This is a genomic window from Flavobacterium salilacus subsp. salilacus, assembly GCF_004634195.1.
GTDB lineage: Bacteria > Bacteroidota > Bacteroidia > Flavobacteriales > Flavobacteriaceae > Flavobacterium > Flavobacterium salilacus.
Genome location: NZ_SKBP01000011.1, coordinates 34,946 through 59,791 on the forward strand (window position 1 = coordinate 34,946; position 24,846 = coordinate 59,791).

The window sequence follows — 24,846 nt, forward strand, 5'->3', positions numbered from 1 at the left end:
TAATTATTTGTTATGTCTATTACTATAAGACCCGCCCAATTATCTGATGTAGCGCATATATTGCCTATAGTAAACCATGCTATACTGCACACTACGGCTATTTATGACTATGAACCACGCACACTTGCCAATATGGAACAATGGTTTGCCGAAAAGCAACAAAATAATTTTCCTGTATTTATCGCAATACAAAATGACATTGTGGTAGGCTATGCCGCTTATGGTAAATTCAACCCAAAGGAAGGCTATAAATATTGTGTAGAACATTCGGTATATGTAGCCGAAGGATATTCAGGAAAAGGGATTGGTAAGCTACTGCTCGTAACATTAATAGAACACGCCAAACAACAAGCGCTGCATACTATGATAGGGCTTATAGATGCTGATAATAAAGACAGTATTGCCTTTCATGAAAAATTTGGTTTTGTAAAGACTGGTGTTTTAAAACAAGTAGGACACAAGTTCGACCGTTGGCTGGATGTGCAGTATATGCAGCTTATGTTGCAATAATTTACTTTTTTTCCATACGTGTCAGTATATCATTCATCATATCAAGCTGTACTCGTTGTATTTCTATGAGCGATTGTTCCTGATATAATATCAGGTGATCCAGTTTTTCGTGCAACATCCGAATTTCCAGTTCTGATTTCAGATTTATCATATAATCATTTTGAGCGCGTTCCCTGTCTTTCTCTTCCTGCCTGTTTTGGCTCATCATAATTACAGGGGCTTGCATAGCCGCAATACACGAAAGGATAAGGTTTAAAAGGATAAACGGATAAGGATCAAACCCTTTGCTTGATAAAAAAACGATATTGAGTACAATCCATCCGAAAATAAAAATACTAAACAATATTATAAACGTCCAGCTACCACCAAAAGTAGCTACTTTATCAGCCACACGCTGTCCAAATGTGGTTATTTCTGTCTCATCTTCTAATTTATCTGATAATACTGTTCTATTTTTTAGTGATTCTACTACTTTGGTTTCCATGTTAGAGAGTTCGCCCAGTTCCTGCAGCAAAAACTCAGTAATATACTTCTCCCTATATTCATTTAATTCAGCCATTGCCAAACTGCATTCTTCATCAAAGGTCGGATGCTCTTTTTGTATAATACCAATAATAGGCTTACGTACCATTTTTGCAGACACTTTTTCGCTGACAGGGAATTGTTTCCCTGATACATCACTTGTAAATTTTTGCATAATTAAAACCAGTCTTTTATTTTAAAATAAATAACCATTATAAGGGTTATTGCAACCATAACACTTATTATTACATAATAGCCATTCTCGGTGTGCAGTTCCGGCATATTATCGAAATTCATTCCGTAAACCCCTACTATAAATGTTATCGGCATAAATATTACCGAGTAAATAGTAAGCGTTTTCATTATCTGGTTCATACGCTGGGTTTGTGCAGAGTAATGATAATTAGATACACTTTCCAACGAATTTAGGTCGTACTCCACTTGATCAAGTAATTCTAAACTTTTTTGATGCAAACGCGCAAAAAATGTATAACTGGTTTTTCTTATACCCTGATACACATCATCTTGCTCCACATTTTTTAAATTGAATAAAGCATCCTTAAGCGGAGTTATAGAGCGTTTAATATAACTGAGAGTTTCCCTTAATTTCTCTACTTTGGCAATAATATCGGCTTTATAATTGGTTTTAGCTTCAATGATAAGCGCTTCGATATTATCTTCCATTTTTTCGATGGTAATAAAAAAGTTTTCCATTATAGCATCCAGCATCAGGTAAAGCAGGTAATCACTTTTCTTTTTACGAATAATACCCGTTCCGGTACGTATGCGCTCGCGAATATGAGTAAAATAATCACTTTTCTTTTCCTGAAATGAAACAATAAGATTGTCTTTCAGCAGAAAACTTATTTGTTCTGTTTTTATAGTTCCCTCTTCCTCTTCCGGCAAAATAGATTTTACACTGAAAAACAGTACATCTTCTAACTCCTCAATCCTTGTACGGCGCGAGGTATTTAAAATATCGTCTATTATTATGTTTTCAACTTTAAGGCTTTCGCCAATATTGCGTATAAGCTCTACATTATGCAAGCCGTGCACATTAAACCAGCGTACTTCTTCAGCATCCGGGTTTAGGGTACACTTTTTAACCGCCTGTTCATAACCTATGTTTTTCAGTTCTTCATATTTACTTTCATCATAAACAAATAGCTGCATTTCTACCGGATTGGTTTTATGCTTACCGGTATATTCAAAATTATTAGGCTGTACTTTGCGTACTTTTTTATATTTAATTTTCTTCACAATCTTAGATTTGTTACCATAAATATAGGAGTTTTTTAAAATCCATTCTATTTTTACAAAAAGTTTAATTGATGAAACTACTTATTACCAATATTACAGCATTATTACAAGTACGAAACGCCGGAATTGAAAAAGTTTCGGGCGCAGCAATGGCCGAATTACCCATAATAGAAAATGCCTGGTTGTTGATTGAAGATAATATCATTGCTGATTTCGGAATTATGGACAACTGCCCTGAAATAATGGTTGATACTATTATAGATGCAACGGGCAAAACAGTACTGCCCGCATGGTGCGACAGCCACACCCATATAGTATATGCAGGCAACCGCGAGCAAGAGTTTGTAGATAGGATTAACGGTTTGTCTTATGAGGAAATAGCCGCACGAGGCGGAGGCATACTCAATTCGGCAAAGAAACTGAATGAAACCGGCGAGGAAGAATTATATCAACAATCAAAAGTAAGGCTGGAGGAGGTTATGCAACAAGGTTCGGGAGCTGTTGAAATAAAATCGGGCTACGGACTTACTGTAGAAGGCGAACTAAAAATGCTTCGGGTTATAAAACGCCTTCGCGAAAAATATCCTGTGGCTATAAAAGCTACTTTTTTAGGAGCACACGCCTTTCCTGCAGAATATAAAGAAAACCACAGCGGATATATAGATCTTATTATTAACGAAATGCTGCCAAAAATAGCCGACGAAAAACTTGCCGATTATATTGACGCCTTTTGCGAAACAGGCTATTTCTCGGTCGAAGAAACCGAGCGTATCATGGAAGCAGGAAAAAAATATGGCTTACAGGCTAAAATTCACGTAAACCAGTTTACTGCCATCAATGGTATTGAAGCTTGTGTAAAGCATAATGCTTTGAGTGTTGACCACTTGGAAATTGTAACGGATGAGGATATTGAGGTACTGAAAAACAGTAATACTATGCCTGTAGCATTGCCTACCTGTTCCTTCTTTATCAGCATACCTTATACCCCGGCAAGAAAAATGATTGATGCAGGATTACCAATGGCACTTGCTACCGATTTTAACCCTGGTACTACACCATCGGGTAATATGAATTTGGTAGTAGCAACCGCTTGTATAAAAATGAAAATGACTCCCGAAGAAGCTATTAATGCCGCTACCATAAACGGGGCTTATGCTATGGGAATTTCCGAAACGCATGGTAGCATTGCAAAAGGTAAGCGAGCTAACCTTATTATTGCCAAGCCACTCTCCTCCTACTACCAGTTGCCCTATGCTTTTGGCAGTAACCTTATAGATACCGTTATTATAGAAGGTAAAATCATTTAAAAACAAAAAGAGCCTGCAATTTGCAGGCTCTTTTTTAATTATATATTAAATATTATTTTAATGTAAATGTCGAACCGGCAACCATTTTATCCTTATCAAAAAGGTTAACATAATAAGTACCTTTCTCGAAATCTTTACCCGATAATGTCTCGGTAACATTCATAGTTTGATTTTCATAAATAGCATTCGTAATAAAGCTATAAGTCAAAGTATAATCGCCAAACGTTTCTGTTTGCTTTTCCCCTAATACATTGTTTTTACTGTCAATTACCTGTACATAATAAGTTTTGTTTCCTGATTGGGCAACTTCGTTAGCAGCTATGGTAAAACTTATCTTAAGTAAATCCACACGTCTTGCTTTTTCTGTAGCAATCAGTTTTCCTGAATTTCTTTCTTTAAAAGGCTCCGCTTTAAGGTTAACAATAGTAAGCTTAGAGGCTCTTTGCACCGTCTTACTCAGGTTTTCATTTTGATTGAGCAGTGTATCGGTATATCTTCTCGACTCATCCAAAACTACCATTGTACTATCTCGCTCAGTAGTCAAAGCAGCATTTTGCTCTTTCAATACTTTATTTTCAGCAATAAGCTTGTCCATTTCACGCTTCAGTCTGGAGTAATCATCTTTAAATCGTTGTAACGATTTTGCATCTCCTTTCCATTTTTCAACCTCATTAATAAGGTTTTGAATTTTCTCCCGCTCAGCCTCAAGCTCTCCCCTAAGATCTGTGTTTTCAGATACCGCAACGTCATACTCTGCTTTGGCCGCCTCAAGTTTGGCAAGAAAATCATTCTTTTCATCAACGTGTACTTGTTCAGCTTTCTCACTGTCAGTACTCATTTTGTACATAAAAGTTAAACTACCTACGAGTAATATTGCTAAAATTACTATTATAGCTTTTAAACTGGTATTGCTCTTTTGTTTTTCCATTTCAAAATTAGTTTCAACAAATTTAAATATTATTTATTTACTACATAGATTTTAACGAAACTTTAGTGGAAAATAGTATTTTTGAAATCTACTATAAACAATATGGAAAATATTATCCGGCTTACAGGCAGCGAACTTACAAAATATACATCCCACCGCAGTGGCGAGATAAAATTTGGCGAGCGTATCCTTACAATTCCTACAGATGTGCCTATCTGGCAGTTTGTAAAAGAATGTGATGCCGACTTTGTTCTTTTCGGTATTCCTGAAGATATTGGTGTAAGAGCCAACTTTGGCAGGCCGGGCACTGCATCAGCATGGGAGTCAACACTTAAAAGCATTGTTAATATACAACATAACAAATTTTGTAAAGGCAGTAAATTACTTATTTTAGGACATATTGATGTATCGGCTGCAAACGATGCGGCAAGTAATCTTGATGTTAATGTTGCTTCGGACAGAAAAACATTATCATCCATAATAGATAATATAGATAAAGAAGTTTCACACATAGTACGGAATATACTGATTGCGGGGAAAACACCAATAATAATTGGCGGCGGGCACAACAATGCTTATGGAAATATAAAAGGTACCGCATTGGCAAAAGGAAAGCCCGTAAATGCTATTAACTTCGACGCGCATACCGATTTCAGAATACTGGAAGGTCGCCATAGCGGTAATGGATTCTCTTATGCTTTTGAAGAAGGATTCCTGAAAAAATATTTCATTTTTGGGTTACACGAAAACTATACTTCAAAAGGAGTAATAGAAAGTATTAAGAAAATGAGCGACAGGATAAAGTTTAACACCTACGAGCAAATAGCCGTGCGCAGGGAAAAAAACTTTGCTGACGAAATGGGGCATGCGCTTGGCTTTATAGAAGATGAAACTTTTGGTATAGAAATAGACCTTGATGCCCTGCCCAATATAGCAAGCAGTGCCATAACCCCAACAGGTTTTAGTATAGAAACCGCAAGACAATTTTTACATTACTTCGGCAGAAATAAAAATGCAGCTTACCTACACATTTGCGAAGGCGCACCGGAACTTGACAATGAAATGAACAGGCACTTGACAGGTAAACTGATAGCTTACCTGATTACTGATTTTATAAAATCGAAAGAACTGTAAACAGCAAGGTAACAACACGCATAAAGCACATTAAAAATAAAAAGCTACCTTTGCCACTTGCTTAGTACTTACTGCTAAGCAAGTAACATCGTTATTTATATATGAAATTCGAAGATCTTAATTTACTTAAAAATATACAACAAGCACTTATAGAAGAAGGCTACGAAGCCCCTACCCCTATACAACAACAGGCTATACCCATTATACTGCAGGATACTGACCTTGTGGGTTGTGCGCAAACAGGTACGGGTAAAACCGCAGCTTTTGCAATACCTATACTAAACCAATTACACCATATTGTAGGCTCTGCCAGAAAAGTAAAATACATCCGTACGCTGGTAGTTACCCCTACCCGCGAACTTGCCCTGCAAATAGGCGAAAGCTTTGACACTTACGGAAAATATACCAACATTCGTCAGCTAACCATATTTGGCGGTGTAAACCAAGTACCGCAAACCGACCAGCTTAAAAAAGGTGTAGATGTGCTTATAGCAACACCCGGCAGATTATTGGACTTACACAAACAAGGCTATATAAACCTCGACCACTTGCATCATTTAGTATTGGATGAAGCGGATCAAATGCTGGATATGGGTTTTATTAATGATGTAAAAAAGATAATCAAACTTACCCCTGATAACAGGCAAACGCTTTTATTTTCGGCTACCATGCCGATAGCGATACGCGAACTTGCCGATACTTTCCTTACCAATCCTAAGTACATATCGGTTACTCCGGTATCTTCTACTGCCGAAAGGGTAAAACAACAAATTTATTTTGTAGATAAAGGCGACAAACGCAAACTGCTGTACCACCTTATCCGTAACGAAAACCTCTCTAATGTACTGGTATTTACCCGTACCAAACACGGTGCTGATAATGCCGTAAGAGCACTAAAAAAGAATGGTGTAGAAGCGGGAGCTATACACGGCGATAAATCGCAAAATGCGAGGGTGCGTATGCTGGATGCTTTTAAAAATAAAGAAATATCTGTACTGGTAGCTACTGATATTGCAGCACGAGGTATTGATATAGAGAGCTTACCTTATGTTATAAATTTTGATTTGCCTAATGTACCCGAAACCTACGTACACCGTATAGGCAGAACAGGCAGGGCGGGGAATGAAGGTATTGCTATATCATTTTGCAGCAGGGACGAACTGCCTTACCTAAAAGATATTGAGAAACTGATACGCCTGAATATAAAAGTAATAGACGGGCATCCTTACCCTTATGCTGAGGGCGAAGCAGCGGAAAAGCCCGAAGGGCAAAAACCTGACAGAAGAAACAGCAATAAAGGTGGTAGTTCGGGAAAATCAAATTCACGAAAGTCCGAAGCTTCTAAGAAAAACAAAAAACGTTGGTATTAACCAACGTTTTTTGTTTTTACACTCCTCGCTTACCTATTTCTATCGCTTCAAGGTTTTCTATTGTATCACCGTTAATTTCAAAACGCAGCATAGTACGCACCTGATGAAAACCATGCACCCCTGCTGCGCCCGGATTCATGTGCAATAACCCCAATTTCTTATCAAATTGTACTTTTAAAATATGCGAATGCCCGCAGATAAACAGCTTGGGCGGATTTGCTGTTAACTCCTCCCGAACAGCAGGGCTGTATTTACCCGGATAACCGCCTATATGGGTAATCCAGACATCGACCCCTTCGCACATAAAACGATTATGTAGCGGAAATTCTAACCTGGCTTCGTTATTATCTATATTACCATATACCGCCCGTAAAGGTTTTAATTCCTTAATGGTATCCGTAACTTTTAAATCCCCAATATCGCCTGCATGCCACACCTCATCGGCAAGGCGAACATATTTAAGTATGGTATCATCAATATGACTGTGCGTATCGGAAAGAAGCAGAATTTTTTTCATATCAACAAAAGTATTAAAAGCCTCCTAACCACCAAAGAGGGAATTAGTATCATTCAATATTAAATTACTACTACTTGTCATTACCCCCCTTTGGGGGTTGGGGGCTAATGCTTATCTTTGCCATCTTAAATCATCAATCAGTTTTGAGGTATTTTATCGAATTTGCATACAACGGAAAAAACTATTGCGGATGGCAGTACCAGCCCCACAGCCCATCGGTACAGGAAACACTGAACAAAGCGCTTAGTACCCTGCTGAGAACAGAAATTGATGTTTTGGGAGCAGGACGCACTGATGCCGGAGTACATGCCAAACAAATGTATGCCCATTTTGATTTTTATGAAGTATTCGATACCGATTTACTGATACATAAACTCAATGCTTTTTTACCGAAAGATATCGTTATATACCGGTTTATTCCTGTAGCTGATGATGCCCATGCACGTTTTGACGCAGTGAGCCGAACCTACGAGTACCACATACACACCTATAAAGATGCTTTTGATAACGAAGGAAGCTGGTATAACTCGCATCCGCTTGATGTGGAGGCGATGAACAAAGCGGCACAAGTATTGTTTGAATACAAAGACTTTAAAAGTTTTTCGAAAACCCATACCGATGTTAAAACCTTTAATTGCGATATAAAAGAGGCTTTTTGGGTACAACAGGGCACCAAGCTGGTTTTTACCATAAGTGCCGACCGTTTTCTGCGCAATATGGTGCGTGCCATAGTGGGCACACTGGTACAGGTAGGCTTAGGTAAGAGTGCTATTGATGATTTTCGTGCCGTTATAGAAAGCCGCGACAGAGGCAAAGCCGGATTCTCGGTTCCTGCACATGGGTTGTATTTAACCAAAGTAATTTATCCGTACCTTTAAGCCGTTAAATTGATATGAAAGCCATAAAATCCACATCGTTAAAAAAGGTATTGCTGTTTGCAAAACCCTATAAATCCCGATATATAAGCGTTATAATATTTGCCATACTGCTATCAGTATTTGCGGCACTACGCCCCTATTTACTTAAACAAACGGTAGATGCCTACATAAGTTTCGGCGATAAAACAGGACTGCTCAATTACATCATCCTGATGGGGGTTGTGCTGTTACTGGAAGTGATATCGCAGTTTTACTTTGTGTACTGGGCAAACTGGCTGGGGCAGGATATTGTGAAAGACATTCGCGAAAAGCTGTTTACGCACATTACAGCTTTCAAAATGAAATTTTATGATAATGAGCCTGTGGGTAAACTGGTAACCCGAACCGTTTTTGATATCGAATCGATTGCCAAAATATTCAGTCAGGGACTGTTTATGATTATAAGCGACCTGCTCAAAATGGTAGTCGTTCTCGGCTTTATGTTCTATATGAACTGGAAACTTACCCTTATAGTACTGCTTGCCATGCCCATACTGCTGTATGCTACCCGAGTATTCCAGCAAAAAATGAAAGGCGCTTTTCAGGAAGTACGTACACAGGTGGCAAACCTTAACACCTTTGTACAGGAAAGGCTTACCGGTATGAAAATCGTACAGCTTTTTAACCGTGAAGATATAGAGTACGAAAAATTTAAAGAAATAAACGCCAAGCACAACAAGGCATGGCTAAAAAACATACTGTATAACTCCATCTTTTTCCCTATTGCCGATATTATTTCATCGCTTACACTGGGCTTTATCATTTGGTATGGCGGACTCAACATTGTTAACGGCGATAGCATAACCACCTTTGGTGACCTTTTTGCCTACACCATGCTTATCAGTATGTTGTTTAACCCGTTACGGCAAATAGCCGATAAATTTAACGAGCTGCAAATGGGTATTATAGCCTCTGACAGGGTACTGGAGTTACTGGAATCTGAAAACCAGATACAGGCACGAGGCACGCAACAGGCAGGACATTTTAAAGGCGATATCACTTTCAAAAAAGTACGTTTCAGCTACATACCCGATGAGGAAGTCATAAAAGGTATTGACCTGAATGTAAAAGCCGGCGAAACCATTGCCATAGTAGGTGCTACGGGTGCGGGGAAATCGACAATTATAAACCTGCTGAACCGTTTTTATGAAATAGACAGCGGTACTATTACCGTAGATGACACCAATATAAACGAGTTCACGCTCGAAAGCCTGCGCAGGCAAATAGCCATAGTGCTACAGGATGTTTTCCTGTTTGCCGACAGCATACTCAACAACATAACACTGAATAACCCTGATATTACCCGCGAAGACGTAATACAAGCAGCTAAAGCTATTGGCGTAAACGACTTTATTATGACACTGCCGGGCGGGTATGACTATAACGTAAAAGAGCGCGGCGTAATGCTATCATCAGGGCAAAGGCAGCTTATAGCCTTCCTGAGGGCATATGTGAGCAACCCAAGCATACTGATACTCGATGAGGCTACCTCATCCATTGATACCTATTCGGAAGAGTTGATACAAACCGCTACCGAAAAAATTACAACAGGGCGCACCTCGATAGTTATTGCCCACCGGCTTGCCACTATTGTAAATGCCGATAAAATTATAGTAATGGATAAAGGCTTGATTGTAGAACAAGGTACACACCAAGAATTGATGAATCAGGATATGGGCTACTATAAAAACTTGTATTACTCGCAGTTTGCCGTGGAAGCGGAGGAAGAGGATATAAACTAACTGCTATGAGATTGTACCTTAAAATCTTTCTGCTTTTCCTGATAGCCGAAATAATAATGGGGGCACTGGCTGTTTTTTTTATCGAGGGTTTGTATATAAAAATATTCAACATCATAGGGCATCTTACCCTTACAGTACTTAGCCTGCCTTTATCGTTTATAGACAGGAGTTACCCTTTTTATGCACCGGTTCCGGCATATCAGGCAATTTTATTACTAATGCTTAATGTAGCAATACATGCCGGAGTTGTGGTATTTATTATAAAAACTATCAAAAATAACAGTAAATAAATACTCGCCTAAAATATTATTACTCGCAGTTTGGGTTGGAGAGTGATGGGTAAATCCTATTTTATAAATTCGCGACCATTTTTTGATAGTTTAAGAAGTATTGGACCTGGCGAAACGGGACCATGCTTTTTTGAGAAAATTATATTATATTTTTCGTTTGCAATCATTAGTAATAACCTAATTGCACCTACTTTATTTAATCTAATTTTTTGATTGTGTATACTTTTATTGAAGCCGAAAGCTGCATATTTTAAATCTTTAACTATATTTTCAATTGTTTCATAACCATGAAACTTCAATTCATCTATTAAGTCTTGATCAAATAAAGCATCATTAAATTTTGATAATATAATTTCAGTTTCAAACAATTTCTTTAAGGAATTAATGTTTAGTTCAGTTTCAAAAAATCTATTATCATTAAGTATTAAAGAATCTATGTTTACTTCCAATAATTTATTTAGAGTTCTTTCAGCATCAATTATATATAAAATTCTATCTGTATTTTTATATACATTATCAATATAATGCATATGTGGAGATTTATCCTTTTTCATCCAATCACCTTTAGTATTATCAAAAGTGAGGAATATTACGTTTTGAGATTTACTTCTAGTAAATTTAAGTATTTCATGAAAAATTATAAAATCACCATAAGGGTCATCTGGTTTTTCCTTAAAATCGCCAAGCCCAGGAAAAACTGATTTGTTAATATATTCATTATTATTATCTTTCTTTGAGTTCTTGACTAACTCATCATAATCATCTATAATAAGTTTCAGTTCATTTTCATTTAGCTTATCTGTCTGGTGGCATGAGCATATAATTTCTAAAAGCTTATCATTTATTAAAAGGTTTTGATTTTCAACTTTATTGACATCAATAGACTCATTAAGTTTTACTAGTAAATTTTCAAATTCACTTTTTAATCTATCCAATTCAGGTTCTACAAAACTATAATCTTTAAGTACTATTTTATGTTGCTCAGAGAAATTAGTGATTTTATTTATAATTTCACTAGTGAAATCTTTGGGTATTCTATTTGTAACTTGGTCAAAGAATTTTTGAATTACTTCTTCCCTATTTTTGAGAAATTCGATTTGAACTTGGGATGTAATGTAAATACGTTCTTTATTTTCATCAATAAAATTTAATAACTTCTCTCTTGCAGTAAATGAAATACTATAATATCTTAATAATACATTTGTATCTAAAAAAATAGGTATGCCACCTTTTAAATCTTTAGCTCCATCAAAGTTATTTCTATAATTTTCCAAACAAGATTTATACTCTTCAATTGAAGTAGATTTTAATTTTGCTTTATAACTAAAGTTTTCATCAATTAAGGCTTCCATAATTAAAATAATATTTATCTAAATATATAAATTATTTTCTATCAAACACTGTAAGTATTAAATTTCCCTCTTTGTAAATAATTAACTATTTTCGTGGTCATAAAATAAACGAGAAAAAAACCATACTCATGAAATACGATGTTATTGTTTTGGGAAGCGGTCCGGGCGGATATGTAACTGCCATAAGAGCTTCGCAGTTAGGCTTAAAAGTAGCCATTGTAGAGAAAGAAAACCTTGGCGGTATTTGCCTTAACTGGGGTTGTATCCCCACCAAAGCGTTACTGAAAAGTGCGCAGGTTTTTGATTACCTAAAGCACGCATCTGACTACGGGCTTACCATAAAAGAGTTTGATAAAGATTTTGGCGCTGTTATAGCGCGCAGTCGTGGCGTTGCCGACGGTATGAGCAAAGGCGTACAGTTCCTGATGAAAAAAAATAAAATAGAAGTTATATACGGCACGGGTAAAGTAAAACCGGGTAAAAAGGTTGATGTTACCGATGCCGATGGTAAAACCAGCGAAATTAGTGCCGACCATATTATTATTGCTACCGGAGCACGCTCGCGCGAGTTGCCAAACCTGCCACAGGACGGTAAAAAAGTAATAGGCTACCGCCAGGCAATGACATTGACAGAACAGCCAAAATCGATGATTGTAGTAGGTTCGGGAGCTATTGGTGTTGAGTTTGCACACTTTTATAACGCTATGGGTACCGATGTTACTATTGTTGAGTTTATGCCCAACGTAGTGCCTGTAGAGGATGAAGATATATCGAAACAATTTGAGCGTTCGCTTAAAAAATCGGGTATCAAAGTAATGACCAATTCATCGGTAGAGAAATTAGATACTTCGGGCAAAGGTGTTAAAGCTACGGTTAAAACGGCTAAAGGTGAAGAAATACTGGAAGCTGACATTGTGCTTTCGGCTGTGGGTATCAAATCGAACATCGAAAACATCGGTCTTGAAGAAGTAGGTATTGCTACCGACAAAGATAAAATATTGGTAAACGACTATTACCAAACAAACATACCGGGTTACTACGCTATTGGCGATGTAGTACCGGGACAGGCATTGGCACACGTAGCTTCGGCAGAGGGTATCCTTTGTGTGGAGAAAATTGCAGGACTGCACGTAGAGCCAATCGATTATGGTAATGTACCGGGCTGTACTTACGCTACTCCCGAAATTGCTTCTGTTGGTTTAACCGAAAAACAGGCTAAAGAAAAAGGCTATGAGCTTAAAATAGGTAAATTCCCTTTCTCGGCATCAGGAAAAGCAAAAGCAGCGGGTACGCCTGACGGTTTTGTAAAAGTAATATTTGATGCTAAATACGGCGAATGGCTGGGCTGCCACATGATAGGTGCCGGCGTTACCGATATGATAGCTGAGGCTGTTGTAGCGCGTAAACTGGAAACTACAGGTCATGAAATACTAAAAGCTATACACCCGCACCCTACTATGAGTGAAGCGGTTATGGAAGCCGTAGCCGATGCTTATGGCGAGGTTATACACTTATAATAGTGAACCGTTTTCAGTAACAGTACACAGTTACTTTTTATAATACTAAAAATCCGCTTTGATTATTCAGGGCGGATTTTTTATGTTGTATAACTTTTATTTATGAGGAATGAATAATGGTTGAAAATAATTACCAAACCATGATTTTCGTCAGTTTATTCGTTTTTTATCTTACCTACTTTTGAAGTGTAATTATAAAAAACCAATAAACATGAAAAAAATAGTTTTAGCCTTATCAGCAATGGCTTTATTGCTTTCAGGCTCGGCAATTGCACAAGAAAATAACGATAACACACCCGATTTTAAAAAATGGCAGATGCGTGTTCGCGGAGTGGGCGTAATACCGGATGAAAGTGCTGATATAGGCATTATAGGCGGTGATGTAGATATTTCTACCTCGTTAATTCCTGAAGTCGATTTTACCTATTTCTTTACCAAAAATATTGCTGCCGAGCTTATTTTGGGGACTACAAAACATGATGTACATACTACCGGTTCTGACATTTCGGCTATTGGCGGACCAACCAGCGCCGATGTGGATTTAGGCAGTGTTTGCCTGCTCCCTCCTACTTTAACGGTACAGTATCATTTTTATGCCAATGAAACGTTTAAACCCTATGTAGGTGCGGGGGTTAATTACACTATTTTTTATAACGTGGACGAAGGCAGCACCGTTAGGGATGTTGAGTATGATAATGCTTTGGGTTATGCCTTTCAGGTAGGTTTTGACGTGATGCTCAACGACAAGTTCTTTATCAATATGGATGTCAAAAAAATATTTCTTAGTACAGATGTAACTGTAGATGGCTCTAACCTTGCCGAAGGGCTCAGCATACCTGCCGAAGTAGATATTAACCCATTACTTGTAGGTTTTGGGGTGGGTATGAAATTTTAATTTTCCATTTTTTGTTTCGTTAAAAAGCCCCTTAAACGGGGCTTTTATATTTTTAAACCAATTTTAAAGCATTGATAAGTATGTCTATATCGTCTTTAGTATTATAATGGCTTAACGAGATGCGTAGAGATGGCTTTTTGATATCCTCCTCATTCAAAAGCTCCAGCAACACATGCGATGGCTTTATACTACCCGACTGGCAGGCACTGCCCCGCGATACGGCAACACCATGCATATCAAGGTGAAACAATATCATTGCTGTTTTTTCTTCGGGTAATGGGAGCATTACATTCACAATAGTATAAAACGTTGAAGTATTATTATTATCAATACTGCCGTTTAGCTTAAAACCCGGAAAATGTAGTGCTAATTCTTGCAGTAAATAATTTCGTAAGTTGATGATATGAGTTTTTTCTGTTTCCAGGTTTTTACAGGAAATTTCCAGAGCTTTTGCCATACCTGCCACTTGGTGTACTGCCTCAGTACCGGCGCGCATGCCTTTTTCCTGCTCTCCTCCGTAAATCATGGCTTTCAATCCGCTGTTTTTGCGCACATAGGCAAAACCCACTCCTTTAGGACCGTTAAATTTATGCGCACTGGCTACTATAAAATCGACAGGAAGTGTAGCAAGGTCTAATACCTCCTTCCCTACCGATTGCACGGTATCGGAATGGAATAAAGCTTTGTAATGCCTGCAAATTGTACCTATTTGATGTAAATCTGTGATTGTACCGGTTTCGTTATTTACGTGCATCAGGCTTACCAGTGTGGGTATGTTTTGTGCCAATAAATCTTTTAAATGATCAGTATCCGGTTTGCCGTCAGGCAACAAGTTAACATAATCTATCGTAATGCCGTAATCTGCTGCAACAGCCTGCGCTGCATACAAAACAGCATGATGCTCTGTCCTTGCTGTAATAATACGCTTTATGCCGAGGTCTTTTACGGCACTGCGAATAATCCAGTTATCGGCTTCCGTACCGCCTGATGTAAAAATAATTTCGCGGGCTTCTGCGTTAAGTAAGGAAGCAATAGTTTTTCGGCTGGTTTCGAGTATTACCTTTGCGCTCCTGCCGTAACTGTGTGTTGACGAGGGATTGCCATACTGCTCTGAGAGTACGCGTGTTATTTCGGTTATCACTTCGGGGCGGAGTGCAGTAGTAGATGCGTTATCGAGATATGCTTTTTTCATTATGACAAAATTACTTAAAAAGTCAGTATGAATGTATTTTGAATTAAAGCTGGTATAAAACATTTCGCGAAGCGGTTAAAAACCTTATTTTTGTTCAAAATTTAGTAGCTATGAAAAAAATACTGGCTCTTACAGCCATAGTGATACTGGCTTTAGGCTGCGATGACGGGGATATCAGCTTTAAAAGTTTTAATTTTCCCAGTACCAGTACAGTATCAACATGTGAAGAAAACAACTTATACTATAAAACTAATGGTACTGAGGCACTTATTCTGGAAATAAGCCCTGCCGAACTGTATAATATAGAAAGTGAGCTTGACGATAACGGAAATATAATACCAAGAGAGGTAGCTATAAGTACAAGTGGGGCAAACAAAATATTATATAGAAATTATAGCGGGCCTGCTAATACCAGTAACCTGATTTGCAACAGTAGCGGGCTTCCTGTTACATCGCCTACTGTTTTAGAGGAATGGACCGGCGACGGTACTATACTTATAGAAACTACAAAAGATTTTAACGACGGAAAACTGGCTGGTTATACCCACCGAATAATCTTGAAAGAAATCACATTTAGTAACGGAGATGAAGATATTCGTATCATCGATAATCCTTTTGGCTCTGTTAACAGTGCTATTGGTTTTAACTTTAATTATGGTGATGAAGAAGAACCTACTGTAGTTAACTGTGATAATGTAGCTGAAGACAGACTGTATAAAACAAGTGGAAATGATGTAATTATACTTAATTTCCCTGCCAATACTTTCGTTAATGAGGTGGGCGAACTACCTGTAATAAACTTTTCGGAAGAAGAAGAGGATTATGAGTTATTATTTAAGGTATATAGCGGTACGGTAAATGCCTCAATAGTATGCGACTTGGATATTACTATTGAAGTTGAACAAGGCTGGAGAGCATCATCAGGAACTGCTATAATAGTAACTACTGAGAGTGATTTAATTCCGGGAGAATTCCATCATGAAATACGGCTTAAAGATGTTGAGTTTACCCGTACGGATGTGACCAGCGGAGAAACCTTTACGCTCTACGAAGTTTTAAGTGTAGAGAATGCCGAAGCTGCACAAAATAACGGAGGTTTTTTACTGGGTACTTATATAACTCAAGAATAAATAAAACATGAGTAAATAAAAAAGGATAGCCAACCGGTTATACTTTTTTATTATCTGCTTGGGTTTTGTTTTATATATACCTCTGTAGCACCCAAGCCATATTTTTTATAATCGGCATCCTGAAACGTAATACCCTCATACCTGCCCAAAAGAAAATCGAGTTCGGCTTTCAGCACGCCCTCACCCACTCCGTGAATAAACACTACTTTGGGCATCCTGTTCCTTATGGCAAATTCAAGCTGACGCTTGGCTGTATCTGCCTGTAGTGTGAGAATATCATAGTTAGACATTCCTCTTTTATTGGGTACCAGTTTTTCTATATGCAAATCTACTTCAAGAACAAAGTCTTCTTTTTTGGATTTTTTTTCTTTTACAAAACTGCGTTTTTTAGGCAATTCTTTTTCTTTAAGTACAGCCTGTATATTTTGTGCACCAAATAAACCTTTCAGTTCCGAAGTGTCTGTTATCTTAACCAATTCTTTGGCATTAAACTCCAAATCGAAGCCTTCCTCGGTTTCTATTATAACCATACCATTCTTAAATCCTTTTACTTTACCGCTAAAGGAGTCATCCAGTACCGTAACATTATCACCTATATTAAACGTCTTCATTCTCTTTTTCTCTGTTATTTTTGCTCGGCACTTTTGCCATAAGGCGCATGAGTCCAACCATAAAAATCGCAATAGCAGCAATCATTACAATCATATTTTTTTCCGATTGAGGTTTAGATTGCTCATATAAGGCAAGAAAAGCAGCCCCAAACATCAGTATAATATATATTGTTTTCATAACCTTATTATTAAAAGCCAAAGCTACTAAAATCTTTAGCAATAAAAAATCCCGCCAAGGCGGGATTATATATAATAAGCAGGAAAATTTACATTCCTGATAATCGTGATGCAGCCGAAACAGCAATTATTATAATCACTAAATAGGAAACAATCGAAAAAATGGTAAGGATACCGGACCACAAAAAGTAACCCTTCAGATCGCCGAAAGCTTTTGTCATTCCGTCAATATTATTTTCATTAATTGCTTTTCGTGTTGACGAAGAAAACTTAAATAAATACAGAACCGGGAAAAACATTGTTATCGTAAATAAAAGTGATATTATTCCCAGTGTAGCACTCGACATTATACCCATTGCTCCCAAGCTGCCCGGAGCAGAGTCCATAGCACTGCCTGCCAGTATGATTGCTAACGAGCCGAAAAATGACAGTAGTATAACGATAGAGCCAATAACCGCTAAAAACAAAGCCCAGCCCGCAGAAGTTTTTAAAAAACCTTTAGCTTCATTAGTTAATTGCAGTTCAAAAGAATCGAAAGGAGAATTCTGTTCCATAAAATATTAAAATATAATTAATTGATTGGTTTGGTTTTTATTTTTCGAATTCTTGCAGCGTTTTTATAATAATACTCGCACAGTCTAATAGCTGTTCTTTGTTCATGACTAATGGCGGTGCAAAACGAATAATATTGCCATGTGTCGGCTTTGCCAAAAGCCCGTTTTCTTTCAGTTTCATACAAATATCCCAAGCAGTAGAGCTATCTTCTGTATCATTAATAACCACGGCGTTAAGCAGCCCTTTACCTCTAACAAGGGTGGCAATGTTGCTGTTTGTTATGTATTCATTCAACTTATCTCTGAAAAGCTGTCCCAATGTTTCAGCATTTTCCGCAAGATTTTCTTCTTCAATAACTTCAAGTGCCGCTATGGCAACTGCCGCTGCCACAGGGTTTCCGCCAAAAGTAGAACCATGCTGACCGGGTTTTATCACATTCATGATATGATTGTTTGCCAATACTGCCGATACGGGATATGCTCCGCCTGATAAGGCTTTACCTAATATAAGTATATCCGGCTGTACGTTTTCGTGGTGCACAGCAAGCAGTTTGCCTGTTCTTGCTATACCCGTTTGTACCTCATCGGCTATAAAAAGCACATTGTGCGCTTCGCACAATGCTTTGGTTTTTGCAAGGTAGCCTTCAGAGGGTACATATACCCCTGCCTCGCCCTGTATAGGCTCTACAAGAAAACCTGCAATATCTTTTTCATTTTTTAAAACTTCCTCAAGTGCTTCAACATCATCATACGGTATCATGATAAATCCATCGGTATAAGGTCCGAAATTTTTTCTGGCATTTTCATCATTAGAGAATGATATAATGGTAGTAGTCCTGCCATGAAAGTTGTTTTCGCAAACTACTATTTTAGCTTGTTTTTCATGAATACCCTTTTTTTCATAAGCCCATTTACGGCATATTTTTATAGCTGTTTCCACAGCCTCAGCACCGGTATTCATGGGTAATACCTTATCAAAACCAAAATATTGGGTAACAAATTCTTCATACCTGCCCAACTGGTCGTTATAAAATGCTCTTGAAGTAAGGGTTAGCCTTTGGGCTTGGTTTATCATGGCACCCACTATTTTAGGGTGACAATGCCCTTGGTTTACAGCAGAATATGCCGACAGGAAATCGTAATATTTTTTACCCTCTACATCCCACACATAAACTCCTTCGCCTTTACTTAGCACTACAGGTAGCGGGTGGTAGTTATGAGCTCCGTATTTATCTTCTAATGCAATGGCATCCGCCGAACTTAATTTTTCTAAAACTGACATTTTAATCTTATTTTTTATTTTCTTAAAACAGCAATTCCTTCTTTGCTCAGGAGAGAAATCATCCTTATTTCAGATGCAAATTAATAAAAATAAAATTATTTTATGTTTAATTTGAATTAAATGCAAAAACAAAAAAACTCACTCTGATGCAGAGTGAGTTTTTTTACTCATTTTTTAATACCGGTTAAAAGCCCATATCATCGGCACTTGGTCCGTAACTTGCAGGAACAGGGATGTCGAGTAACCTGAAATATACCCCCAGTTGCGCACGGTGATGCACTATTTGCGAATAGGTCATTCTTATTACCCCATATTTAGAATCTCTGTTCAATATCTGATCTGAATTGCTCAATACCCATTCTTTCGTAAACTCGTTACTGTCAAATACGGCAAGTGTTTCCTTAGCACTTTTTAAGTTTTCTTCAAAAAAACTGAGTAATTCTTCTGTGCTCTTTACATCTTTGGGCTGGTATGGGTTATTGGCAAAATCCAGCCCATCTGTTGTAATTGCCATAGTTACCCAACCCGGCAATTCTGCTATGTGGGCAGCAAGTACCTTCATAGTCATACTTTTTGGGTGGGGTTGCCAGTCAAATTTCTCTGCCGAAACTCGCTCTAAAAATTTGCGGGTTACAGCAGCCTCTTTGTCCATTTCTTGTAATAGTAAATGAAGTAAATTCATAATTAATGTGTTTTTATTTTGTTTAACGACACAAAGTAAAACACACTTGGTGACAGCCCTATGTCAGTAGGATTTTTCCAGTTTCATTTTCTCAGAAATTTTTTCAGAAAGCTCTAAAATCTTGTTTTTAAGCGATTCGGGTTCAATCACTTCGGCATAGTCCGCAAACATCATTATCCATCGCGGCAACCCTTCATCCATATGGTGCGTCAGGAAAATCATATCAACATAATCGTGATGTACTTCTTCTGAGATAAACCCATAATAATCACGTTGATTTTGTATGTAAGGAACAATTTTTTTATCTGTTCTTATTACTGCTTTTTGCACCATAGGTGTACAATCGAGCTGTTCTCTTTCCCTATATTCTTTCAGGGTGCTGCGCTCCTGCTGTTCCTGTTGGGTTAGTTTTATATCTTTTACCCTGTCTATTCTAAACTGTCGGTAACTTTCGCGCAGATGGCAATAAGCCACAGTATACCAGTTTTCATTTTCATGAAAAATGCCTATAGGCTCTATAAGCCTGTCGCTGTCGTCATCATGACCGACTGCTCTGTATTTCATCTGTACTGCTTTTTTCTCGGCAATCGCTTTTAGTAATACATCAAGCGTATTTAACGGGAACTGTTTTATGGTACTTCTTCGGTCTTTTACTTCTATTTGTCCTTCAAGGTTTTCCAACAACTGCTTTTCGGTACTTCGCAATACAGCTTTTACTTTATATAGTGCTGATGCAAAATTATTTTGTAGTGCCGTATCGGTAAATTTTTCCATGAGTTTTTCGGCAGTAACAAAAGCGATAGCCTCTTCGGGGGTAAACATTACAGGTGGCAGCCTGTAACCCTCTACAAGCGAATACCCAACACCTGCCTCGCCATATAGTGGTACACCCGCTTCCTCAAGCGTACGGATATCCCGATATACTGTGCGCAGGCTTATATCAAATCTGTTGGCAATGTCCTGTGCCTTTACCACTTTTCCTGACTGGAGTTGTATCAGTATTGCTGTAATCCTGTCAAAACGATTCATATACAAATAGTTTTTTCAAATTTACTGTTTTAACCAAAATAAACGATATTAAAAAAGCCCCAATAAATGGGGCTGAATAAAAATATGGTAGTAAAATAACTAATTCTGTACTAATGTAGCATTACTGGTTATTTCTGTATTCAGTAATTTTGAAATCGGGCAGTTTTCCTCTGCTTTTTTAACATGCTGCTGAAATGCCTCTGTAGAAATATCATCTACCCTGCCAATTACTGACAGGTGAGAACCTACCACGTTGCCGTTTTGAAAATTTATATCGCATTTTGTTTCTAATGATGCTATACTATAACCTCCCTCGCTTAAATAAGCTGCTAACTGCATGGTAAAACATCCGGCATGTGCCGCAGCAATAAGCTCTTCGGGGTTAGTACCATTTCCATCTTCAAAACGGGTTTTGAAAGAATATTGTGTATTGTTTAACACATTGCTTTCTGTAGTTAAATTTCCTTCTCCTTCTTTTATTGAACCGACCCATACGGCTTTTGCATTTCGTTTCATAATTATATTTTTTATGGTTAGTTAATCTTTTTAAAATTAATCAATTAATACTCATAACCACAATCTTTAAATTAAGTTTAACAAAAACTTTAAATGCTTCGGTTTTGTATCATTTCCAACATTTTTAAAGTAGTGTTCCAGTTACGGGTAGTAGCTTTGCAATTATTAAGTTTACCTTCAATAAAAGGGTTTGTCAGTTTAGATTCGGCAGCACTTTGCGCCAGTTTCAAATACATCACTTTTCCTACGGCTGTAAAAACATCATCACTCCTGTTGTACTTTTTCATCTTGTCGAGTCCTTCATTAGTAGCTTCGTTTGACAGAAATACTACATGATATTTTTTCTTACCCGATGGTTCAGGCACTTTATCAGTATAAGGATTATTGTCAATAGCGTTAATCAAATCGGCTTCGTTTAAAATAAATATAGTTACATCATAGCCATACTCTTTGTATAAAAGTAACTGCATACCGTGAGCTATTTTTGCTTTATCGGTTTCATCGGTTTCAAAAACCACATTTCCACTCTGTATATAGGTTTCTACATTTATATAGCCATTAGCTATCATTAAGTTACGCAGATGTTCCATTTTAATAATATTGTGTCCGCTTACATTAATACCGCGAAAAAGAGCAAGATATACAGGCATAGTGTTTGTTTTTTAAGTATTACCTGCAAAATTATTTAAATTTAATGAGCAATAGTTTATTTTTGCCGAATGGGAAGAAAAAGAACAGAAAAGATTGTATTTGAAAATGTAGCGGTGCTTGATGCAGGAGCAAGAGGCGTTTCGGTAGCTAAAGCCCCCGATGGTAAAGTAATATTTATACCCAATGTTGTACCCGGTGATGTTGTAGATGTACAAACTTTTAAAAAGCGTAAAGCCTACTACGAAGGCAAAGCCATAAAAATCAATGAGTTTTCTGAACACAGAATTGACCCTGTATGCTCGCATTTTGGCTCTTGCGGTGGTTGCAAGTGGCAGAATATGAAGTATGAGCGACAATTGTTCTACAAAAATCAGGAAGTGTATAACAACCTGAAACGCATTGGTAAAATAGCATTACCCGAATTTGAGCCTATTATGGGTAGCGAAAAACAGTTTTTTTACCGCAATAAAATGGAATTCTCTTTCTCTAACAGCAGATGGATGACCGAAGAAGAGATACAAAGTGATAAAGAAATTGAAAACAGTAATGCTTTAGGCTTTCATATACCCCGTATGTGGGATAAAATACTGGACATAACCCATTGCAGCCTGCAAGAAGACCCAAGCAATGCCATACGCAATGAAGTTAGGGATTTTGCTAATAAAAATAATCTTGCGTTTTTTAACCCGAGAGAACATTCGGGACTATTGCGTACGCTAATGCTGCGCACAGCATCTACAGGCGAAATTATGGTGCTGATACAGTTTTTTGAAGATGATAAAGAAAAACGAGAACTGATATTAGACCACTTAGCCGAACGTTTCCCGGAAATAACATCTCTACAGTATGTAGTGAACCAAAAGGCTAACGATACACTGTATGACCAAGATATACTACTGTATAAAGGGCGTGAGTATATACTGGAAGAGATGGAAGGATTGCATTTTAGTATTAATGCTAAGTCGTTCTACCAAACCAACTCCGATCAAGCCTATGAACTCTATAAAATAACCCGCGAATTTGCAGGGCTTACCGGAAACGAACTGGTATATGACCTATATACCGGTACCGGTACTATTGCACAATTTGTATCGAAACAAGCCGCAAAGGTAATTGGTGTTGAGGCTGTGCCCGAAGCTATTGCCGATGCTAAAGAAAATGCAAAGCGCAATAACATTACCAATTGTGAGTTTTTTACAGGAGATATGAAAGTAGTATTTAACGAAGCGTTTATAGCCACACATGGCAAGCCCGACGTTATTATTACCGATCCGCCGCGCGACGGTATGCACAAGGATGTTGTGCAGCAAATACTAAACATAGCTCCAGACAGGGTGGTATATGTAAGCTGTAACTCCGCCACACAGGCACGCGATTTAGCATTAATGGACGAGAAATATAAAGTAACCCGTGTGCGCCCCGTAGATATGTTTCCGCAAACACACCATGTGGAAAATGTTGTACTTTTGGAAAAACGATAAATAAAAACAGGCTTTGCCGTTATGAAAAAAATATTAGTTTCGTTACTGTTTATAACACTTACTTTATGCTGCTTTTGGAGCTGCGAAAAAGATGATATCTGTGCCGACGGTACTGCTACTACTCCCAGCCTTATCATTACCATGTATAACCTGGACAACCAAACGGAAAAAAAGTCTGGAAACATTGAGTATTTTATGGAAGATGATGTTACCAGAGTAATTGAAGCAGGAATAACAGACAGCCTTGTCGTTCCGCTTCGCACCGATGCAGAAATAGTAAGATGGGGCTTTACGCTTGTTACCACAGGTTCGGGCGGTACAAGCAATTATAATACTGACTATATTGAATTTAAATATACTCATAACGAAATATATGTTTCGCGTGCCTGTGGCTATAAATCGCTTTTTTACCTTAACGAAAATACACCCGGAAATCTGAATCCTGTACTTACCGATACACTGCCAAATGACAACTTGTGGATACGGGATGTAGTGATAACAAGAAATAATATAGAAGATGAACAATCAGCGCATGTTAAAATTTATTTCTAGCCTTTGCGCTGTAGCACTCTCACTATCAGCCTATTCACAAACAGCTAAAGATACCATAGTTGCTCCTGTAAAAGCAGAGCGTTATGGCTTGAGGGTGGGTATAGATTTGCACCGACTGAGCAAAGGTTTTTATACCGATGATTACAGGGGGCTGGAACTGGTAGCCGACTACAGGCTAACTAAAAAAATATATGTAGCTGGAGAACTGGGTAATGAAGATTATACGCTGGATGAAGATCAGCTTAATTTTACTACCAAAGGAAGTTATTTTAAAGTTGGTTTTGACTATAACACTTATGAGAACTGGCTGGATATGGAAAACATGATTTATGTAGGGGCTCGCTATGGCTTTGCCTCATTCAGTCAAAACCTTAATTCATATACCATATACGATAACAGGGTTATAAATGAAAATGGAATAAGATACCTTGATGCTGTAACCGTTAATGCCGATAGAGAGTATAGCGGACTTACGGCACACTGGGTGGAAATAGTAGGCGGTATAAAAGCAGAGCTTTTTGATAATTTATATCTTGGTTTCAGCGTAAGGCTTAACAGTCTTATATCCGACAAAAAACCTGATAATTTTGATAACCTCTATATCCCCGGGTTTAACCGTACTTATGAGGGTAGCTTTGGTGTTGGTTTTAACTATTCCGTTTCCTATTTTATACCATTGTATAAAAAAGCAGAAAAAGTAAAGCCTGAACAGCAATAAAAAAAAACCT

General features: G+C 37.7%; 27 protein-coding genes. 13 read left to right on the forward strand and 14 right to left on the reverse strand.

The genetic code is table 11. The annotated features are described in order from the left end of the window. Positions 1 to 12: 12 nt before the first annotated feature. Positions 13 to 510, forward strand: a complete 498-nt coding sequence (locus tag E0W68_RS12095; protein WP_135219699.1) for a GNAT family N-acetyltransferase — start codon at positions 13 to 15, stop codon at positions 508 to 510. Position 511: 1 nt separating this feature from the next. Here the strand turns inward: E0W68_RS12095 and E0W68_RS12100 are convergent, their stop codons facing one another. Both E0W68_RS12100 and corA read right to left on the reverse strand, forming a co-directional pair. Further along, positions 512 to 1,207: a DUF1003 domain-containing protein gene (locus tag E0W68_RS12100; RefSeq protein WP_135219700.1), complete on the reverse strand. Its 696-nt coding sequence runs from the start codon at positions 1,205 to 1,207 to the stop codon at positions 512 to 514. Between the two features lie 2 nt (positions 1,208 to 1,209). Next, entirely contained in the window at positions 1,210 to 2,292 is a 1,083-nt protein-coding gene (gene corA, locus E0W68_RS12105; protein WP_135219701.1) for a magnesium/cobalt transporter CorA, read from the reverse strand. Positions 2,293 to 2,363: 71 nt separating this feature from the next. On the opposite strand from corA, the gene hutI reads away from it, so the two are divergent. After that, the gene (gene hutI / locus E0W68_RS12110) at positions 2,364 to 3,599 is read left to right on the forward strand and encodes an imidazolonepropionase (protein ID WP_135219702.1); all 1,236 of its coding nucleotides are present in this window, start codon (positions 2,364 to 2,366) and stop codon (positions 3,597 to 3,599) included. Positions 3,600 to 3,651: 52 nt separating this feature from the next. Here the strand turns inward: hutI and E0W68_RS12115 are convergent, their stop codons facing one another. Next, complete coding sequence (locus E0W68_RS12115; protein WP_135219703.1) at positions 3,652 to 4,527, reverse strand: hypothetical protein; 876 nt, start codon at positions 4,525 to 4,527, stop codon at positions 3,652 to 3,654. A gap of 102 nt (positions 4,528 to 4,629) precedes the next feature. Here E0W68_RS12115 and E0W68_RS12120 point away from each other — a divergent pair, with 102 nt between their 5' ends. Both E0W68_RS12120 and E0W68_RS12125 read left to right on the forward strand, forming a co-directional pair. Next, on the forward strand, positions 4,630 to 5,661 hold the full coding sequence (locus E0W68_RS12120; protein ID WP_135219704.1) for a formimidoylglutamase: 1,032 nt from the start codon (positions 4,630 to 4,632) through the stop codon (positions 5,659 to 5,661). A 101-nt stretch (positions 5,662 to 5,762) separates the two neighbouring features. After that, positions 5,763 to 7,031 carry a DEAD/DEAH box helicase gene (locus E0W68_RS12125; RefSeq protein WP_135219705.1) on the forward strand — a complete coding sequence of 423 codons (1,269 nt, stop codon included), beginning with the start codon at positions 5,763 to 5,765 and terminating at the stop codon, positions 7,029 to 7,031. 16 nt (positions 7,032 to 7,047) lie between these two features. Here E0W68_RS12125 and E0W68_RS12130 read toward each other — a convergent pair whose 3' ends face one another. Further along, the gene (locus tag E0W68_RS12130) at positions 7,048 to 7,548 is read right to left on the reverse strand and encodes a metallophosphoesterase family protein (protein WP_135219706.1); all 501 of its coding nucleotides are present in this window, start codon (positions 7,546 to 7,548) and stop codon (positions 7,048 to 7,050) included. Positions 7,549 to 7,691: 143 nt separating this feature from the next. Here E0W68_RS12130 and truA point away from each other — a divergent pair, with 143 nt between their 5' ends. Genes truA through E0W68_RS12145 form a run of 3 tightly spaced genes read left to right on the forward strand, consistent with a single transcriptional unit; the run spans position 7,692 to position 10,497 of the window. Beyond that, entirely contained in the window at positions 7,692 to 8,426 is a 735-nt protein-coding gene (gene truA / locus E0W68_RS12135) for a tRNA pseudouridine(38-40) synthase TruA (protein ID WP_135219707.1), read from the forward strand. 14 nt (positions 8,427 to 8,440) lie between these two features. After that, on the forward strand, positions 8,441 to 10,207 hold the full coding sequence (locus tag E0W68_RS12140; RefSeq protein WP_135219708.1) for an ABC transporter ATP-binding protein: 1,767 nt from the start codon (positions 8,441 to 8,443) through the stop codon (positions 10,205 to 10,207). A 5-nt stretch (positions 10,208 to 10,212) separates the two neighbouring features. Further along, entirely contained in the window at positions 10,213 to 10,497 is a 285-nt protein-coding gene (locus tag E0W68_RS12145; RefSeq protein WP_135219709.1) for a hypothetical protein, read from the forward strand. Between the two features lie 56 nt (positions 10,498 to 10,553). Here E0W68_RS12145 and E0W68_RS12150 read toward each other — a convergent pair whose 3' ends face one another. Further along, entirely contained in the window at positions 10,554 to 11,849 is a 1,296-nt protein-coding gene (locus E0W68_RS12150; RefSeq protein WP_135219710.1) for a PIN-like domain-containing protein, read from the reverse strand. A gap of 128 nt (positions 11,850 to 11,977) precedes the next feature. On the opposite strand from E0W68_RS12150, the gene lpdA reads away from it, so the two are divergent. Further along, positions 11,978 to 13,366 (forward strand): dihydrolipoyl dehydrogenase, encoded by a 1,389-nt coding sequence (gene lpdA / locus E0W68_RS12155; protein ID WP_135219711.1) that lies wholly within the window; start codon positions 11,978 to 11,980, stop codon positions 13,364 to 13,366. A 211-nt stretch (positions 13,367 to 13,577) separates the two neighbouring features. Then, entirely contained in the window at positions 13,578 to 14,261 is a 684-nt protein-coding gene (locus E0W68_RS12160) for an OmpW/AlkL family protein (RefSeq protein WP_135219712.1), read from the forward strand. Positions 14,262 to 14,313: 52 nt separating this feature from the next. Here the strand turns inward: E0W68_RS12160 and E0W68_RS12165 are convergent, their stop codons facing one another. After that, positions 14,314 to 15,453, reverse strand: coding sequence for a cysteine desulfurase family protein (locus E0W68_RS12165; RefSeq protein ID WP_135219713.1), 1,140 nt, complete (start codon positions 15,451 to 15,453; stop codon positions 14,314 to 14,316). A gap of 110 nt (positions 15,454 to 15,563) precedes the next feature. On the opposite strand from E0W68_RS12165, the gene E0W68_RS12170 reads away from it, so the two are divergent. After that, positions 15,564 to 16,583, forward strand: coding sequence for a hypothetical protein (locus tag E0W68_RS12170; protein ID WP_135219714.1), 1,020 nt, complete (start codon positions 15,564 to 15,566; stop codon positions 16,581 to 16,583). A gap of 50 nt (positions 16,584 to 16,633) precedes the next feature. Here E0W68_RS12170 and E0W68_RS12175 read toward each other — a convergent pair whose 3' ends face one another. From E0W68_RS12175 to E0W68_RS12210, 8 genes are all read right to left on the reverse strand, one after another. Further along, complete coding sequence (locus E0W68_RS12175) at positions 16,634 to 17,194, reverse strand: Smr/MutS family protein (protein WP_135219715.1); 561 nt, start codon at positions 17,192 to 17,194, stop codon at positions 16,634 to 16,636. Continuing rightward, positions 17,181 to 17,372: a hypothetical protein gene (locus E0W68_RS12180; protein WP_135219716.1), complete on the reverse strand. Its 192-nt coding sequence runs from the start codon at positions 17,370 to 17,372 to the stop codon at positions 17,181 to 17,183. The genes E0W68_RS12175 and E0W68_RS12180 overlap by 14 nt, the downstream gene beginning before the upstream one ends. An 88-nt stretch (positions 17,373 to 17,460) precedes the next feature. Continuing rightward, positions 17,461 to 17,925, reverse strand: a complete 465-nt coding sequence (locus tag E0W68_RS12185; protein WP_135219717.1) for a DUF5362 family protein — start codon at positions 17,923 to 17,925, stop codon at positions 17,461 to 17,463. A gap of 37 nt (positions 17,926 to 17,962) precedes the next feature. Further along, a complete protein-coding gene (gene rocD, locus E0W68_RS12190; RefSeq protein WP_135219718.1) occupies positions 17,963 to 19,207 on the reverse strand; it encodes an ornithine--oxo-acid transaminase in 1,245 nt (414 codons plus the stop codon). A 184-nt stretch (positions 19,208 to 19,391) separates the two neighbouring features. Next, the gene (locus E0W68_RS12195; protein ID WP_135219719.1) at positions 19,392 to 19,889 is read right to left on the reverse strand and encodes a DinB family protein; all 498 of its coding nucleotides are present in this window, start codon (positions 19,887 to 19,889) and stop codon (positions 19,392 to 19,394) included. Positions 19,890 to 19,952: 63 nt separating this feature from the next. Beyond that, on the reverse strand, positions 19,953 to 20,918 hold the full coding sequence (locus E0W68_RS12200) for a helix-turn-helix transcriptional regulator (protein WP_135219720.1): 966 nt from the start codon (positions 20,916 to 20,918) through the stop codon (positions 19,953 to 19,955). A gap of 99 nt (positions 20,919 to 21,017) precedes the next feature. Then, on the reverse strand, positions 21,018 to 21,434 hold the full coding sequence (locus E0W68_RS12205) for an OsmC family peroxiredoxin (RefSeq protein ID WP_135219721.1): 417 nt from the start codon (positions 21,432 to 21,434) through the stop codon (positions 21,018 to 21,020). Positions 21,435 to 21,523: 89 nt separating this feature from the next. Then, positions 21,524 to 22,084, reverse strand: a complete 561-nt coding sequence (locus E0W68_RS12210; RefSeq protein ID WP_135219722.1) for a DUF1697 domain-containing protein — start codon at positions 22,082 to 22,084, stop codon at positions 21,524 to 21,526. A 69-nt stretch (positions 22,085 to 22,153) separates the two neighbouring features. On the opposite strand from E0W68_RS12210, the gene rlmD reads away from it, so the two are divergent. Genes rlmD through E0W68_RS12225 form a run of 3 tightly spaced genes read left to right on the forward strand, consistent with a single transcriptional unit; the run spans position 22,154 to position 24,836 of the window. Next, positions 22,154 to 23,566 carry a 23S rRNA (uracil(1939)-C(5))-methyltransferase RlmD gene (gene rlmD, locus E0W68_RS12215; protein WP_135219723.1) on the forward strand — a complete coding sequence of 471 codons (1,413 nt, stop codon included), beginning with the start codon at positions 22,154 to 22,156 and terminating at the stop codon, positions 23,564 to 23,566. A 21-nt stretch (positions 23,567 to 23,587) separates the two neighbouring features. Next, entirely contained in the window at positions 23,588 to 24,118 is a 531-nt protein-coding gene (locus tag E0W68_RS12220) for a DUF6452 family protein (protein WP_135219724.1), read from the forward strand. Next, positions 24,099 to 24,836 (forward strand): DUF6048 family protein, encoded by a 738-nt coding sequence (locus E0W68_RS12225; protein WP_135219725.1) that lies wholly within the window; start codon positions 24,099 to 24,101, stop codon positions 24,834 to 24,836. The genes E0W68_RS12220 and E0W68_RS12225 overlap by 20 nt, the downstream gene beginning before the upstream one ends. Positions 24,837 to 24,846: the final 10 nt, after the last annotated feature.

Bases quoted from the DNA above. Each gene is read 5' to 3' on its own strand.
- E0W68_RS12095 (WP_135219699.1), top strand. From the start codon at position 13: ATGTCTATTACTATAAGACCCGCCCAATTATCTGATGTAGCGCATATA.
- E0W68_RS12100 (WP_135219700.1), bottom strand. From the start codon at position 1,207: ATGCAAAAATTTACAAGTGATGTATCAGGGAAACAATTCCCTGTCAGC.
- hutI (WP_135219702.1), top strand. From the start codon at position 2,364: ATGAAACTACTTATTACCAATATTACAGCATTATTACAAGTACGAAAC.
- E0W68_RS12115 (WP_135219703.1), bottom strand. From the start codon at position 4,527: ATGGAAAAACAAAAGAGCAATACCAGTTTAAAAGCTATAATAGTAATT.
- E0W68_RS12120 (WP_135219704.1), top strand. From the start codon at position 4,630: ATGGAAAATATTATCCGGCTTACAGGCAGCGAACTTACAAAATATACA.
- E0W68_RS12125 (WP_135219705.1), top strand. From the start codon at position 5,763: ATGAAATTCGAAGATCTTAATTTACTTAAAAATATACAACAAGCACTT.
- E0W68_RS12130 (WP_135219706.1), bottom strand. From the start codon at position 7,548: ATGAAAAAAATTCTGCTTCTTTCCGATACGCACAGTCATATTGATGAT.
- E0W68_RS12140 (WP_135219708.1), top strand. From the start codon at position 8,441: ATGAAAGCCATAAAATCCACATCGTTAAAAAAGGTATTGCTGTTTGCA.
- E0W68_RS12145 (WP_135219709.1), top strand. From the start codon at position 10,213: ATGAGATTGTACCTTAAAATCTTTCTGCTTTTCCTGATAGCCGAAATA.
- E0W68_RS12150 (WP_135219710.1), bottom strand. From the start codon at position 11,849: ATGGAAGCCTTAATTGATGAAAACTTTAGTTATAAAGCAAAATTAAAA.
- lpdA (WP_135219711.1), top strand. From the start codon at position 11,978: ATGAAATACGATGTTATTGTTTTGGGAAGCGGTCCGGGCGGATATGTA.
- E0W68_RS12160 (WP_135219712.1), top strand. From the start codon at position 13,578: ATGAAAAAAATAGTTTTAGCCTTATCAGCAATGGCTTTATTGCTTTCA.
- E0W68_RS12165 (WP_135219713.1), bottom strand. From the start codon at position 15,453: ATGAAAAAAGCATATCTCGATAACGCATCTACTACTGCACTCCGCCCC.
- E0W68_RS12170 (WP_135219714.1), top strand. From the start codon at position 15,564: ATGAAAAAAATACTGGCTCTTACAGCCATAGTGATACTGGCTTTAGGC.
- E0W68_RS12175 (WP_135219715.1), bottom strand. From the start codon at position 17,194: ATGAAGACGTTTAATATAGGTGATAATGTTACGGTACTGGATGACTCC.
- E0W68_RS12180 (WP_135219716.1), bottom strand. From the start codon at position 17,372: ATGAAAACAATATATATTATACTGATGTTTGGGGCTGCTTTTCTTGCC.
- E0W68_RS12185 (WP_135219717.1), bottom strand. From the start codon at position 17,925: ATGGAACAGAATTCTCCTTTCGATTCTTTTGAACTGCAATTAACTAAT.
- rocD (WP_135219718.1), bottom strand. From the start codon at position 19,207: ATGTCAGTTTTAGAAAAATTAAGTTCGGCGGATGCCATTGCATTAGAA.
- E0W68_RS12195 (WP_135219719.1), bottom strand. From the start codon at position 19,889: ATGAATTTACTTCATTTACTATTACAAGAAATGGACAAAGAGGCTGCT.
- E0W68_RS12200 (WP_135219720.1), bottom strand. From the start codon at position 20,918: ATGAATCGTTTTGACAGGATTACAGCAATACTGATACAACTCCAGTCA.
- E0W68_RS12205 (WP_135219721.1), bottom strand. From the start codon at position 21,434: ATGAAACGAAATGCAAAAGCCGTATGGGTCGGTTCAATAAAAGAAGGA.
- E0W68_RS12210 (WP_135219722.1), bottom strand. From the start codon at position 22,084: ATGCCTGTATATCTTGCTCTTTTTCGCGGTATTAATGTAAGCGGACAC.
- rlmD (WP_135219723.1), top strand. From the start codon at position 22,154: ATGGGAAGAAAAAGAACAGAAAAGATTGTATTTGAAAATGTAGCGGTG.
- E0W68_RS12220 (WP_135219724.1), top strand. From the start codon at position 23,588: ATGAAAAAAATATTAGTTTCGTTACTGTTTATAACACTTACTTTATGC.
- E0W68_RS12225 (WP_135219725.1), top strand. From the start codon at position 24,099: ATGTTAAAATTTATTTCTAGCCTTTGCGCTGTAGCACTCTCACTATCA.